13 protein-coding genes are annotated in these 14,719 nt (G+C 59.9%); 3 read left to right on the forward strand and 10 right to left on the reverse strand.

Annotated elements, in window-relative coordinates; all coding sequences use genetic code 11:
- Nucleotides 1-521: 521 nt before the first annotated feature.
- The 3 genes from NH396_RS00965 (at nt 522) to NH396_RS00975 (ending at nt 5,172) form a co-directional block, all read left to right on the forward strand.
- Complete coding sequence (locus tag NH396_RS00965) at nt 522-2,084, forward strand: sigma-54 dependent transcriptional regulator (protein ID WP_253060979.1); 1,563 nt, start codon at nt 522-524, stop codon at nt 2,082-2,084.
- Nucleotides 2,081-4,369 (forward strand): cache domain-containing protein, encoded by a 2,289-nt coding sequence (locus tag NH396_RS00970; RefSeq protein WP_253060981.1) that lies wholly within the window; start codon nt 2,081-2,083, stop codon nt 4,367-4,369. Before NH396_RS00965 ends, NH396_RS00970 begins: the two co-directional genes overlap by 4 nt.
- Before the next feature lie 164 nt (nt 4,370-4,533).
- The gene (locus tag NH396_RS00975) at nt 4,534-5,172 is read left to right on the forward strand and encodes a helix-turn-helix domain-containing protein (RefSeq protein ID WP_253060983.1); all 639 of its coding nucleotides are present in this window, start codon (nt 4,534-4,536) and stop codon (nt 5,170-5,172) included.
- A gap of 34 nt (nt 5,173-5,206) precedes the next feature.
- Here NH396_RS00975 and NH396_RS00980 read toward each other — a convergent pair whose 3' ends face one another.
- The 10 genes from NH396_RS00980 to NH396_RS01025 form a co-directional block, all read right to left on the reverse strand.
- A complete protein-coding gene (locus NH396_RS00980) occupies nt 5,207-6,430 on the reverse strand; it encodes a glycosyltransferase (protein ID WP_253060984.1) in 1,224 nt (407 codons plus the stop codon).
- A 196-nt stretch (nt 6,431-6,626) separates the two neighbouring features.
- Entirely contained in the window at nt 6,627-7,913 is a 1,287-nt protein-coding gene (locus tag NH396_RS00985; protein WP_290441657.1) for a uracil-xanthine permease family protein, read from the reverse strand.
- A 121-nt stretch (nt 7,914-8,034) separates the two neighbouring features.
- Complete coding sequence (upp, locus tag NH396_RS00990) at nt 8,035-8,664, reverse strand: uracil phosphoribosyltransferase (protein WP_043335602.1); 630 nt, start codon at nt 8,662-8,664, stop codon at nt 8,035-8,037.
- A 192-nt stretch (nt 8,665-8,856) separates the two neighbouring features.
- Nucleotides 8,857-9,327 carry a sulfotransferase family 2 domain-containing protein gene (locus NH396_RS00995; RefSeq protein ID WP_253060986.1) on the reverse strand — a complete coding sequence of 157 codons (471 nt, stop codon included), beginning with the start codon at nt 9,325-9,327 and terminating at the stop codon, nt 8,857-8,859.
- Between the two features lie 453 nt (nt 9,328-9,780).
- On the reverse strand, nt 9,781-10,656 hold the full coding sequence (locus NH396_RS01000) for a polysaccharide pyruvyl transferase family protein (RefSeq protein WP_253060987.1): 876 nt from the start codon (nt 10,654-10,656) through the stop codon (nt 9,781-9,783).
- Complete coding sequence (locus NH396_RS01005; RefSeq protein WP_253060989.1) at nt 10,640-11,323, reverse strand: glycosyltransferase family 25 protein; 684 nt, start codon at nt 11,321-11,323, stop codon at nt 10,640-10,642. Before NH396_RS01005 ends, NH396_RS01000 begins: the two co-directional genes overlap by 17 nt.
- 39 nt (nt 11,324-11,362) lie before the next feature.
- Nucleotides 11,363-12,061 carry a uracil-DNA glycosylase gene (ung, locus tag NH396_RS01010; protein ID WP_253060991.1) on the reverse strand — a complete coding sequence of 233 codons (699 nt, stop codon included), beginning with the start codon at nt 12,059-12,061 and terminating at the stop codon, nt 11,363-11,365.
- A gap of 1 nt (nt 12,062) precedes the next feature.
- Nucleotides 12,063-12,560 (reverse strand): xanthine phosphoribosyltransferase, encoded by a 498-nt coding sequence (gene gpt, locus NH396_RS01015; protein WP_175089368.1) that lies wholly within the window; start codon nt 12,558-12,560, stop codon nt 12,063-12,065.
- Between the two features lie 171 nt (nt 12,561-12,731).
- Nucleotides 12,732-13,277: an adenine phosphoribosyltransferase gene (locus NH396_RS01020; RefSeq protein ID WP_175089366.1), complete on the reverse strand. Its 546-nt coding sequence runs from the start codon at nt 13,275-13,277 to the stop codon at nt 12,732-12,734.
- Complete coding sequence (locus tag NH396_RS01025; RefSeq protein WP_253060993.1) at nt 13,277-14,578, reverse strand: NCS2 family permease; 1,302 nt, start codon at nt 14,576-14,578, stop codon at nt 13,277-13,279. Before NH396_RS01025 ends, NH396_RS01020 begins: the two co-directional genes overlap by 1 nt.
- Nucleotides 14,579-14,719: the final 141 nt, after the last annotated feature.

The following is a 14,719-nucleotide window of genomic DNA, read 5'->3' on the forward strand; positions in this document are numbered from 1 at the left end:
GACGATCCAATAAAGGCTTTCAAAGTTTTGGCAGACGGGGCTGATACATGGACTGGCATGCAAGACAGCCGGCGATGATACCGGAACCTTCTCCAGCAGGCTGAGTTGCCTGCTGACGTCCCTGTCGCCCCTCTCGCCTCTGCAGCCCCTGTCGCCCTGCTGACGTCGCTATCCTTGTCGCTAACCCTGGCGGGGCGGATGGCGATGCTGGGATAGCACTGCCGGAATGACCGGAAAAATACTGACAATAAGTCCAAGCATGACCACCACTGACCCATGATGACCCGATTGACGCGTCATGGCCGAGCCTTGCGTAGCGCAACGGGACAGCGAGCCAACCCTGCCCGCCAGCGCTGCGTGCTGACAAGGCCGCAAGGGGCTGCCTGTGGCAAGCGTAAGCAGAAACAGGCAGCAATGTGACACCCAGCGCTAGATTACCAGAGAGCAGCACGCCACAATGCCCGCATGATAGAGATGATTTCCCCTGCGACCATTACTGCCCTGTTGACCCGAGGAACGCCATGACTGCCCACGCCCCCTCCACACCCCGTGAGACCCGGCGTAGCGGCAGCGACCCCCTCCCCACCGCCTCGGTGCTGATCGTCGATGACGAGCCTGGCATACGCCGCTATCTGGAGAAGGCACTGTCCTCGCGCTTCGCACTGATCGAGTGCGCCGAGAGTGTCGAACAGGCCGAAGCCCTGCGCTCGCGTCTGCACTTCGACCTCATCCTGCTCGACATTCGCCTGCCGGGGCGTGATGGCCTGGATTGGGATGAAGCCCTTGCGCCCTCTTCGGTCAGCGATGTCATCTTCATGACGGCCTACGCCGATCTCGAGACCGCTGTGCGCGCACTGCGGGCCGGAGCCTGTGATTTCATCATCAAGCCGTTTCGTCTCGAACAGTTGCAGGCTGCGCTGGACCGCTGCCTTGAGCGCCGCCAGCTGACGCGGGAAAACTTCCTGCTCCGTCGCGACAATGCCCGCCATCAACAGGAAGAGGCCAGTCTCAAGGGCGAGAGCTCTGCCATGCAGGAGCTGGCGCATATCATCGCGCGCGTTGCTCCCGCGCCCTCGCCGGTGCTGATCCTGGGAGAGTCCGGCACCGGCAAGGAGCTGGCGGCGCGTGACCTGCATCGCCTGTCCGGTCGGCGCGGCGCCTTCGTGCCGGTCAACTGCGGCGCCATCAGCCCGGAGCTGTTGGAGAGCGAGCTGTTCGGCCACCTCAAGGGGGCCTTCACCGGCGCGCACCGTGGCCGTGATGGCCTGTTCAGCTTCGCCGATGGCGGCACGCTGTTCCTGGATGAAATCGGCGAGATGCCCCTGGCGATGCAGGCCAAGCTGTTGCGAGTGCTGGAAACGCGCCGCGTTCGCCCCGTCGGCGGCGAGCAGGAACAGGCGGTGGACGTGCGTATCGTGGCCGCCACCCATCGCACACTGGAGACGGAGGTGGCCGCGGGCCGCTTCCGCGAAGACCTCTACTATCGCCTCAACGTGCTGAGCCTGACGCTGCCGGCCCTGCGCGAGCGCCCGGAGGACATCCCGGCGCTGGCCCAGCACTTCTCGCGCCAACTGTCGCGTGAGCTCAACCTCCCCGCCGTGCCCTGGCAGCACTCAGACCTTACTCGCCTGTGCCACTATTCCTGGCCCGGCAATGTGCGGGAACTCAAGAACGTCATCGAGCGCGCCTTGCTGCTCGGTCGCCTGCCCGGCGATACCCTGCCGGCCGACAGTCAGACTGAACAGGCATCAGGCCACCCGACAGGGAACGACAGCGAAGACGCGACCAGCACCGAGGAAGAGGCCGCCAGCAGCGGCTATCCGCTCGAGTGGTCATTGGATGCGGTGGAAAAGGCCCATCTGTGCGCGGTACTGGAGCGGCATGCCAACAACAAGTCAGCCGCCGCCCGCCAGCTGGGCATCTCGCGCAAGACGCTGGATCGCAAACTGTCCACCTGGCGCGCCGAGCAGCAAAGCAGCGGGGACAGCGGCGCTGAGAATGGTGCTGAGAGCAGCATCGAGAGCGATCATCCAGCCCCCGCCACTGCATCTACCGCTCCCTACGAAGCCGACGGCAGCGCATGATCAAGCGCCTGCGCCATTACTTCGCCGGTTCGCTGCGGCGCAGGCTGCTGCTGCTGACACTGGCGCCGCTACTGGCGCTGATGCTGGCGCTGGTCGGCCTGACCGCCTACTGGACCACGGCCTATACCGACCGCCAGCTATACATGAACGTGCGCAGCGATCTCGATGTCGCCAGCCGCACGCTGCAAAGCCAACATCAGCGCCTGCGGGATGGCTTGGAGGCGATGCGCCGCAACCTGCGCCAGCTGGTAGCATCCAATGAGCAATCCGCACAGCTGTTGCCACGTCTGACACCGCGCCTGGATACGATGCGGGACACCCTCAATGCCGACTGGCTGCGCTGGTTGCCCACCGAGCAGTTGCGTCAGACGCCCGGTGTCGCCGCGCTGATTCCGCAACTGGCGCGCGGCGAAAGCCTGGATGGCCTCGACATGCTGTCCAGTGACTCACTGGCGACACTGGATCCAGCGCTTGCCGAACGTGCGCGCCTTGCACTGCGCCAGACGCCCTACGCACAACCCAGTGCCCGCCGCGAGGAGAACCGCGGCATGCTATTGCGGGCGCTGGTGCCCATCCTCGATGGCGAGGGCCAGCTGCTGGGCGTGCTGGATGCGGGCCGCCTGCTCAATCGCGATTCGCGTCTGGTCGATGAAATCCGCGATCTGCTCTATGGCCCCGGCACCCTGCCGGAAGATGGCACCGGCACCATCACCCTGTTTCTCGATGATGTCCGCATCGCCACCAATGTCACCGACGCCAGCGGCGAGCGTGCACTGGGCACGCGCGCCTCGCTGGAGGTAAAGCGTCAGGTGATCGGCAATGGCGAGCGCTATATCAATCGTGCCTTCGTGGTGCGTGACTGGTTCGTGGCCGCTTATGCCCCGCTGGATTCTCTGGATGGCCAGCGGATCGGCATGATCTACGCAGGCTATCCGCAGGCGCCCTACGCACGGCTCTATCGCGAGACGCTGACGCATATCAGCCTGGTGCTGATCGCGGTCAGCCTGTTGGGCGTGCTGCTGGTGTGGAGCAGCATCGAGCGTCTGATGCAGCCGATCCGACAGATCCGCCGTGTGGTGCATGCGGTGCGGGACGCACCGGCGCAGGAAGGCCTGCGCATCGGCCCGCTGTCCTCTCTGGGGCCGGCACAGCGACATGGAGATGAGCTGGATGAACTGGCCGGGGAATTCGACGCCATGCTGGCGCGACTGGAAGCGCACCGCCATGAGATACAGCTCGCGGCCCAGACGCTGGAAGCCCAGGTGGAGGATCGCACCCGCGATCTGAGCGCCCAGACCGCCACGCTGCGCGAACGCAGTCAGGCACTGGAGGAGCACGTGCGTCTGCTGCGTGAAGCGCGCGCACGCCTGCTGACCCGCGAGAAACTGGCGGCATTGGGCGAACTGACGGCGGGTATCGGCCACGAGATCAACAACCCCGCCGCGGTGATTCTGGGTCATGTAGAGTTGATCGAGGTGATTCTCGGCGAACAGGCCGAGCCGGTACGCGAGGAAATCGCCACCATCATCCATCAGGTCGAACGCATTCGCGCGCTGGTCGACAACCTGCGTCAGTACGCGCGCGATCCGCTCGCCTCCAACGACATTGGCGACGACAACTCACTGACACCGTCGCTCGGTGCGCCTCACCTCAGCCAGATTCATCCCGACGAGGCCATTCACAGTGTCGAGGTACTGGTCAGGCATGCGCTGGATCATCATGGCCATCGATTGCAGCATGAGCTGGCGGCGACCCGTTTGATCGAGGCTGATCGCGCGCAACTGACCCAGGTGCTGGTCAACCTGCTGATCAACGCCATCGAGATGGCGCCTGCGCCGGATACACTGTGCATCACCAGCCGTGATCGTGATGCAGCGCTGGCCGTGATGAACGGCGAGCCGAACAGCCGTCCGGATACATCACCCTCAGTGCCAGCGTCAGCCTCAGTACCAGCAGCAGTGCCAACGCCAACAGCGGAGCTCGCCCCCGTGGCGGGAGTCGAGATCCGCGTCATCGATCACGGCGCTGGCGTGCCCGAGCATCTGAAATCACGCATCTTCACGCCGTTCTTCACCACACGCGCCAATGGCTCGGGCATCGGCCTGTCGGTCTCATCGGGCTTGATCACCCAGCTGGGGGGCAGGCTATGGCTGGAAGATACGCCAGGTGGCGGCGCGACCTTCTGCCTGTGGCTGCCGTGCATCGCACGCCGGCATCATGAGGATGATCAAGGGCGCCATCTGCTCGAGACGCTCAGCGCCGGGGGCAGCAGTCGCTCGCCTTGAGCCACAGATGACCGAGGTTCACATCTGCCAACGACCTGCTCATGCATGCTAGCCTGCGCGCATGCTCACTCAATCAGGCACCACTGATGTCGCACGATAGCCCCCGCACTGCCCCCGAACCTCCCACTGCCGGCAAGGCAGCGCAGCCCACTGACGACGAGAAAATGGCAGACGAGGAAAGGGCAGCGCCTCGCACGCTGGGCAAGCGGCTGCGCGAGCTGCGCACGCGTCATGGCCTCTCTCAGCGCGAACTGGCCAAGCGCGCCCAGGTAACCAATTCGACCATCTCGCAGGTCGAGCAGGACGCGGTCAGCCCTTCCGTCAGCTCACTGAACAAGATTCTCGAGGTATTTCCGATCTCGCTGAGCGACTTCTTCAGCGATGAGGTGCCCATCGAACCACCACGCATCCTGCGTGCCAGCGAGCATGAGCCGATTGCAGGCTGTGGGCCGGGCCTCGAGCTGAGACGCATTGCGCAGCCGCTGCAGTCAGCGCCACAGCCTCTGGTCGAGCTGGGCCGCCTGGCTCCGGAGTGCAGCGCCTATCTGCAGGCCGCGCATGACAGCCTGGTGCTGGTTACCCACGGGGCGCTGCATATCGCGTTGCCCACCACGGCGGCCTGCCAGGAGGCACTTCTCGAATGCGGTGATGCTGCGCGGCTTCACGCCGGGGAGCGCTATCAACTGCACTGGCGCAAGCCTGAGGCGTCAAAAGCCGCCAGCGGTGAAGTCACCCACCATGGGGTCTCCGACGCTACCGAGGCCCCAGACTGCCAGTGGCTATGCATCGCACAGGGCCGCTAACCTCGTACAGGGCCGCTAGCGCCGCTCAGGATCGCTAGCCTTTCGCGGCGCGGGAGTGAGAGCGGCCCGCAGCATCAGGCGACTGCTCGCGCGCCTCACCCCAGGGCTCATTGGTGGCCGGCTCGGCCAGGAAACGCTCCACCATGGTGTGCGGACAGAAATCTGCCAGCCATGCCTCACGAATCGGATAGCCCCCCTCTGCCAGCACCTCGTTCATGCGTCGCGCGAGACCTTCGGCGGAATGCGGCGCGATGGCATGTTCGAGTTCGCCCTTAAGGATCTCGCGGATTCCGCCACGACAATCCACTGACACTACCGGCGTGCCGCAGGCCAGCGCCTCCATCAGCACGATCCCCATGCCCTCGACACGCGAGCTGAGCACGAACAGCTTGGCGGCCCGCATCCAGGTATAGGGGTTGTCACGCTGACCGGCGAAGATCACCCGCTCGGCGATGCCAAGCCTTTCAGCCTGGGCTTCCAGGGCTTCACGGCAATTGCCCGCCCCGACGATCACCAGCGGCTCCTTCGGATTGGCAAGGGCATAAGCCTCGAGCAACAGGGCATGGTCTTTCTGCGGCACCAGACGCGCCACATTGAGAATGAAGGGTTCAGCGGGGATATCCGGCTCATCCATGGCGGCCTGCTCGCGGATCCGGGTGATCGGACAGGCATTGACGATCGTCTCGATATGCGCCGGCGTCACCCCATGCTGGCGAGCAATGTCACGTGCCCCTTGCGCCACATCCTCGGACACCGCCACCAGATGCTTGTCCTCCAGCAGGCAGCGGGCAAACATGCGCTGCTTCCACTGCGGGCCGCTGAAGTTGACGCGATTTTCCAGCACGTAACGTGCACGGGAATCCTTGAATCCCCACACCTGCTCGAAGGTTCCCAGGCCACGGAAGATGATGCGGTCAACCTTGCCGTGTTCCTGCTCGAATTCCTTTAGCCAAGCGGCAAATTCCTCGCCACCGGCCTTACCGACCCACACGAAATTGGAGCGACGGATGACGGGATTGAGCACCAGCCGTGACGCCAGTGTCGTCAGGGCGCCGCCGACGGAACGCTGAACGCGTTGCTGAATCGGCACGATGTGCTGCTGGACGCTGGCGTCCTGGGGCTCGAGCACCTGATCGCGATTTCGCCAGATGACCAGGTGCGTCTCGTGATTGCTGGCGGCAAGACTATCGGCAAGATTGACCGCCACTCGCTCCATGCCACCCATTTTCAGGCTTCTCACTACGACCAGGGTACGCAAGCATCACTCCTTCGAATGTCCGCCAGTACCGCTTTATGCCGCGCGCAAGACATGCGAAAACGATAGCTGGCGTCAGGTGGGAAAACGAAAAATGCAACCCCCGAGTGCCAGTCGCTCGGCACACGGGGGTTACATTTATCTGAACCGTCATTCGCGGAAATGTTCCTGAGTCCTACCTCTCAGATGACAATGACAATCACTCTCCTTCTTTCGCCGGCGGCAGAATCAGATTGAGCACGATGCCCAGAATGGCGGCCAGACTCACGCCCTGCAGCGTGAATTGACCACCACCGATCTGCATGCCACCGATTCCGAATACCAGAATCAATGACGCGATCACCAGATTGCGCGGCGCGGTCAGTGACGCCCCCGCACGTACCAGGGTATTCATGCCGACCACCGCGATCGACCCGAACAGCAGGCACATGATGCCGCCCATCACCGGCGTGGGAATCGTCTGCAGCACGGCACCGACCTTGCCGACGAAGGCCAGCGAGATCGCGACACAGGCTGCGACCGTCATCACCCGCGGATTGAAGTTACGCGTCAGCATCACCGCGCCGGTCACTTCGGAATAGGTGGTATTGGGCGGCCCCCCGAACAGTGACGCCGCCGAGGTTGCAAGGCCGTCACCGAGCAGCGTGCGATGCAGCCCCGGCTTCTTGAGGTAATCGCGGCGTGTCACCGAGCCGATCGCCACCATATCGCCGATGTGCTCGACGGCAGGCGCGATGGCGACGGGAATCATGAACAGGATGGCGGAAAACTCGAAGGTCGGCGCAGTGAAGCTTGGCAGTGCCAGCCACGCAGCCGCATGCACCGGCGAAAGATCGATCACTCCCATCAGCAGCCCCAGCGCATATCCCGTCAGAATACCGCCGAGGATCGGCACCAGACGCAGCATGCCACGTCCGAAGATCGACAGCACCAGCGTCACGCCAAGACTGGCCAATGACAACGTCAGGGCCTGGGCATGCGAGATGTTGTCGCTGAATTCGCCGGTGGCCATCTGCACCGCCGTCGGTGCCAGTGCCAGACCGATGACCATGATCACCGGACCGACCACGACGGCCGGCAGCAGGCGATGCACGATGCCGACACCCTTGAGACGAATGCATTGCGCCAGCAGCACATAGACCAAGCCCGCGACGAACAAGCCGCCCATGGTGGCAGGAATGCCGAAGTTGGCGACCGAGCTCTGGATGGGCGCAATGAAGGCAAACGATGAGGCGAGGAAGACCGGCACGCTGGCCTTGGTCACGCACTGGAAGACCAGGGTGCCGACACCGGCCGTGAACAGGGCGACGTTGGGGTCAAGCCCGGTCAACAGCGGGACCAGCACCAGCGCGCCAAAGGCGACGAACAGCATCTGCGCGCCGGTGACGAGCGTCGCCAGCGAGAACCCTTCCTGTTCCGGCAAGGGCACATGGGCAGACGACGCATGGGGAGAGGAGGTATCAGAGGACGGTGATGAAGACGACATGGCAGCACTTCTTTTCACGGGCGGAGGAGTCAACCGCCTGATCCTGACTGCTCAGACAGGTCAGACAGATACAAAAACGCCCCGCGCAGATGCGCAGGGCGTTGTCATCTCTGGCGGGCGCTCAGCGCGTGCCGAAGATCTTGTCACCGGCATCGCCGAGACCCGGCACGATGTAACCGTTCTCGTCGAGACGGTCATCGACGGACGCGGTGTAGATCTCGATGTCCGGGTAGGATTCCTGCACCTTGGCGATCCCCTCAGGTGCCGCGACCAGCACGATGACCTTGATCTGCTGGCAGCCCTTGGCCTTGAGCATGTCCAGCGTGGCGATCATGGAGCCGCCGGTTGCCAGCATCGGGTCGATCACGATGGCCAGACGCTCGTCGAGATCTGACACGAACTTCTCGAAATACGGCACCGGCTCCAGCGTCTCTTCATCACGGTACAGGCCCACGACGCTGATGCGTGCCGGGGGAATCAGGTCTGTCACGCCATCCAGCATGCCCAGGCCGGCACGCAGGATCGGGACGATGGTCACTTTCTTGCCCTTGATGGTCTGGACATCCAGCTCGTTGCCGCTCCAGGCATCAATGGTGGTAGTTTCCAGCTCCAGGTCCTGGGTTGCCTCATAGGTCAACAGCTTGGCGACCTCACTGGCCAGCTCACGGAAGCTCTTGGTGCTGATGCCTGCTGCACGCATCAGGCCGAGCTTGTGCTGGACCAGTGGATGATTGATGGCATGGACGCTCATGGAAATACCTCTTGGGACAGAAGATGGTGCAAACGAAACGCAGCACTACCCCCGCCGGCTCGGACGATAGCAGCGGGAGGCTGGTAAATTGAGCGCATTCTAGCGGAAGCAGGCTGACAAGTTAAGGCTCTCGCCTTCAGGTGACAGTGGAAGCGCCGCAAATGGACTGGCGCCCTCCCGCCTGCCACTCATTCAAGGTGTGTAACCGAAGTTGACGAAATCCTGTGCATAGAGAATGGTCAGCTTCTCGCGGGTCGCCGCTGTCATGCCGGCCCCTGCCTCGACACTTCCCCTGTTGCGATGTGCAATCTCGCCGCTGATACCCAGCTTGTTGGCAACCTGCTGGAAATCCTTGTCCAGGGTTTCGAAATACCCCAGAAAATCCACCATCAAGGTCTCGTTTCCATCCATGACAAAAGAGGACTGCGAGAGAAACAGGAGGTGACTACGAAAAGCGCCTTGCCACAAGCCACGTGCGACAAAATCATCAAAATCTGAATACTCTGCCATCTCCTTGGCAATGGCGAGATCCTGCTTGCCTTGATTGCCGCCACTCAATATATAGCGATACGCTGACAGGGCACGGTCGTAGGGATTTCTGACAAAGGTGAATTTGTAATAACGGACGAATTTTTTGGAACTGGCTTTCTTGTCTGAATTCAAGATGAATGCATCGAAAGTTGGATATTGCCACAGCTCTTCAGATAACGCTTTGTGACTCTGACCATGGTCACCCGAATGCCTTAAATACTGACAAGCCGAAAACGATCTATCCAGTGGGTGACGAACGAAAGCGAACTTAAAATATTGATCGAAACGAGAAGGATCTATTCTCCGACAAACCGGCGATCACGACACTCCCTCTTCCTAATGTACTCATCCCCCAGAGCCAAAAAGATAGATTCACTTCCTACCTTTGCACTCCGACAAAGATACACTTATTCTTATTGAAACACCTTCGAAATTCACCACCTGCTTTATCGCGCATTCCTCCCTCCTCATACCCGACAAGAATATTCTCGCCTATGAAAAAGGAGGAACATTTCATAGAGCATGCAAGTACATACACATTATATTTCTAGCAACAACAGTAAAACATGATCAATTAATACAAGCTTAGATTTGTTGCAAGGCTTTCTCAAAACTCTTGACTATATCGAGCTGCAAGCTACAGATGACATTAGGATCGATTTTATCCGCATACCTATTGATATCGCCAGCATTTAACTCATTGAAAGAACAAAACCTCAGGGCAAAGTTACGGCCAACAGAGGAGAAATAATCATAAAATTTGAACTTACCCCCTGAATGGAGAGGACCATCATAGTACCAGCAATTCGGGATTCCATAGGCATCCGCTATGATCAAGCCATGTAGACTCTGACTTACAATGATTTCACAGGATTTTATCTGAGTAACAATGGACTCCAGATCATCCGTACGGAAATCTATTATTATACTATTGCCTACACGAGCACACACATTTTTCCATTCCGGATTATCAACAGTGGAGATATGAGGAATAATTCCTATTTTATAAGTCTTGTCTGGATCTGTGTCATAAACCAAAGGGAGCATGAGCCCTGGATCACCGACAGGGTATTCTTTTTCTCCCAATGAAGTAAGCACCTGCTGAGTCATATACCCACGTACAGAATGAACAACAACAGATTTACCAAATGTCCTGCCCATTGGTTTCATTCGTTTGAATAAAGAGGCATGTTTGACATGTGGAGAAATAAGCCCAGACCCTACAACATGAATCTTCCTATTTCGTGAAGAAATCGCTTTATTGTTGACGAGCTTATTTAAAATACTGCCAACAGAGATCAAATCTGCCTCGTCGACATTCGAAATGGAATGAGCAACATGAAACCTTCTATTCAAAATGATAGATGTGATTTCATCACCAAAATTGCATCCGCCATTCGCCGATCGCCACCAGTATGCTTTCAATTGACCATCTCCTGAAACATTAAAGCCATCGTCCACATAAGGTTCTCCACATATCCCTACGCAACGCTACTTCCTGCTTTCTTGAATTGAGACTCCAATACTCATCATCTTTGTAGCTACCTCCCCCTTTTGTTTCAATTCGATAATCAGCGATATCACTTTTGACATCCGATTCCGGAAGCTGATCGCAAAAAAGAGGGTAAACAGCATAAGCCTTATATTCAGTCGCGTAGAAACTATCTACCGCTTTTTTTGAATAAGGCTTATCAACGATCTTCTTCATACCTTTACGAGACAGCATATAGGCATGCCCTCCCGTCAGCTTGGCTCTAACCACGCCCGCAAAAGGAATCAACCACATCCTTCCCAGCATGCCACCAAGGTAAAAAATTTCCGGGTTACGTATTTTCAAGAAACAATTGATACGTGCTATTACTCTTTCAGCCGGCATGGCAAGAGTAGCATCATCTTCAAGGATCAAGACTCGTTGATAACCTCTTTCCATGGCCATTGCTGCGCAGGCACGATGTGACTCGTAACATCCACGCTCAGGATTATCCACATCACGCTCGGCAAGATAAAACTCAATATCCAAGCCTAGCGGTAAAAACTCTTTCTGTAGATGTTCCCGGCGGTCTTCACGCTCTTTGAGGCTGATACAAAATACCCCATCCACCTCGAGTGTTTGTTGACTCTTGTTCATCCTTGGCGGCTTTCCCTAGAAGCTTGTCACAATAATATATTATAGCTGCCAGTCGATCGGCTTTTCCCCACGCGCTTCCAGCCAGGCGTTGGCTTGCGAGAAGTGGCGAGAGCCGAAGAAACCGCGGTGCGCTGCGAGGGGGGATGGGTGCGGCGCGTGGAGCACCAGGTGCTTCTGGGTGTCCACAGCGCGGGCCTTCTTCTGGGCATGGCTGCCCCAGAGCAGGAAAACCACACCCTGACAGTGCTGATTGATCACGTCGATGGCGCGGTCAGTGAATTGCTCCCACCCCTGCTTCTGATGCGAGGCGGCCTTGCCCTGCTCGACGGTCAGCACGCTGTTGAGTAGCAAGACGCCCTGCTTCGCCCAGCTTTCCAGGAAACCGTGATCGACGGGGTCGACGCCGACATCGATGGCCAGTTCCTTGTAGATGTTCTTCAGCGAAGGCGGCGGGCGCACACCGGGGCGTACCGAGAAGCACAGTCCGTGCGCCTGGCCCGGGCCGTGGTACGGGTCCTGCCCGAGGATCACGACCTTGACGTTGGAGAGCGGCGTCAGCCAGAAGGCACGGAACCAGTCATCGGAATGCGGATAGATGACCTTGCCGGCATCTTTCTCGGCGCGCAGAAAGTCGCGCAGACGCTGCATGTAGTCAGCCTGAAACTCAGGGCCAAGATGCGCCTGCCAATCGGCAGGCAGCACCTCGGAGCGGCCAGTCGCGGCAGTCTCCAACGGCATGTCAGCTATCGCTCTCTTGCTTCTTGAGCTGCTCGGCGATCGGCTCGACGTAGGCGATACCCATGTCCCACGGGAACTGGATCCAGCAGTTCTGCGGCACTTCGGTGATGAAGCCATCGACCAGCGGACGCCCTTCCGGCTTGGCATAGACGGTCACGAAGTGCGCCTTGGGCAGCATGTCACGGACCGCACGTGCGGTATTGCCGGTGTCGACCAGGTCATCGACCAGCAGCCAGCCGTCACCGTCGTGGTCGACGCCCTTGACCACTTCCAGACCACCCTGCTCCATGTGGTCGTGATAGCTCTTGATGCACACGGTATCGATGTGGCGGATACCCAGCTCGCGGGCGATCAGGCCGGCCGGAATCAGGCCACCGCGGGTGATGGCGATGATGCCCTTGTAATCGCGACCGCTGAGGTCGTGACATAGCGCGCGCACATCACGGTGCAGCAGATCCCAGGAGACGATGAAGTGGTCGTGGTAGCGTTCGGAAGACATGTGGGTCACTCGCAATGACGAAACAGAAGGAAAGCATGGTGGCTGGCGCGCCACCGCACAAGGGGAAGATCCACTCAGCCACGCTGGAGCGCGGACAAGGGCCTCGGATTCGCTGCCCGCAGCAACGACGATGGCCCTGCCAGAAGACAGGGCCATCGCGTCAAGCCGGCATTACTCGGATTCGGTGAAGCTGCACGCCGCGAAGACGCTGTGGCCTTCTTCACGAATGCGCGCGGAGCCGCCGATTTCCGGCAGATCGATGATGGCTGCCGTCTCGACGACCACACCACCGGTGCGCTCGATCAGCTTGCAGGCCGCCAGCATGGTGCCGCCGGTGGCGATCAGGTCATCCATCACCAGGATGCGATCGCCTTCACGGAAGGCATCGGAGTGCAGCTCGACGGTGGACTCACCGTATTCCAGCGTGTAGGTCTCGCTGATGGTCTTGAACGGCAGCTTGCCCTTCTTGCGCACCGGCACGAAGCTGCAGCCCAGCTCGTAGGCCAACGGTGCGCCGATGATGAAGCCACGTGCATCGATGGCGGCGATGGCGTCGATTTCCATCTCCTGATAGCGGTGCACGAAGGAGTCGATCAGCTTGCGGAATGCGGCGGAGTTCTGCAGTACCGGCGTGATGTCACGGAAGTTGACGCCTTCCTGCGGCCAGTCCGGCACGGTGCGGATGACAGACTTGATGTAGTCACTGTAGATGCTCATTAGAGGGCTCCGTCGAGGAACAGGTATTTGCAGGCGAACAGGATGGCGAGAATCACCAGCCCCGGGCTCAGATCACGATAACGGCCGGAGAACAGCTTGATCACGGCGTAGCTGATGAAGCCCAGCGCGATCCCGTTGGCAATCGAGTAGGTCAGCGGCATCACCAGGGTGGCAATCACCACCGGTGCCGCTTCAGTAATGTCGTTCCAGTCGATACGTGCCAGGCCGCCCGTCATCAGGCAGGCGACATACAGCAGCGCACCGGCAGTGGCGAAGGCCGGAATCGAGGTCGCCAGCGGCGACAGGAACAGGCTGACGAGAAACAGGCCAGCCACGACCACGGCCGTCAGGCCGGTACGTCCGCCGGCGGCCACGCCAGTGGCGGATTCGATGTAGCTGGTCACGTTCGAGGTGCCCATGACAGAGCCGACCATGGTGGCACTGGAGTCGGCCATCAAGGCTCGCCCCAGGCGTGGCAGGTGGCCACGCTCATTGGTCAGGCCAGCCTGCTGGGAGACGGCGATCAGCGTGCCCGAGGTGTCGAACAGATCGACGAACAGGAAGGCGAAGATGATCGACACCATGCCCAGATTGAATGCGCCGACGATATCGAGCTCCGCCAGCGTCGGCAGCATGCTCGGCGGCATCGAGGCGAGGCCGTGGAAGTCATTGTTGCCGGTCAGGGTTGCCAGCAGCGTGACGAGCAGTATGCCGATCATCACCGCACCGATCACCTTGCGGTAGGACAGCGCGACGATCAAAAAGAACGAGAGCAATGCATACATGGCCGCCGGAGAGGACAGATCGCCCAGCGTGACCAGCGTGCCGGGGGCGTCGACGACGATGCCGCTGCCCTGCAGGGCGATGATCGCCATGAACAGGCCGATGCCCGCGGCGATGCCGGTCTTCAGCGAGGCGGGAATGGCATTGATGATCCACTCGCGAATCTTGAAGGCGGAGAGCAGGAAGAAGCTCACACCGGACAGGAAGACCGCGCCCAGCGCGACCTGCCAGGGCACGCCCATCTGACCGGCGACCGTATAGGTGAAGAAGGCCGTCAGCCCCATGCCCGGTGCCAGCGCGATCGGGTAATTGGCATAGAGGCCCATGACCAGACAACCGATGGCTGCCGCCAAGCAGGTCGCGACGAACACGGCGCCGTGATCCATGCCGGTGGAGGCCAGCATCGAGGGGGCCACGAAGATGATATAGGCCATCGCGAGGAAGGAGGTAAATCCTGCGATGACTTCGGTACGCACATTGGTACCGTGCTCGGAGAGCTTGAAAAGACGTTCCAGCATTGAGGTAGCCCCTATCCTAGAGCAGTGCCTGTCCGGCAAGGCGCAGTGGTCGGTGATTGTCAGAATCAGCAGATCAAGACGAACTCGCTCGGACAGGTATGCCGCACAGGGCGTTGGATGACGCTTTTCCCCTGTTCAGCC

The sequence above is a fragment of the Cobetia sp. Dlab-2-AX genome (assembly GCF_024124625.1).
Classification (GTDB): domain Bacteria; phylum Pseudomonadota; class Gammaproteobacteria; order Pseudomonadales; family Halomonadaceae; genus Cobetia.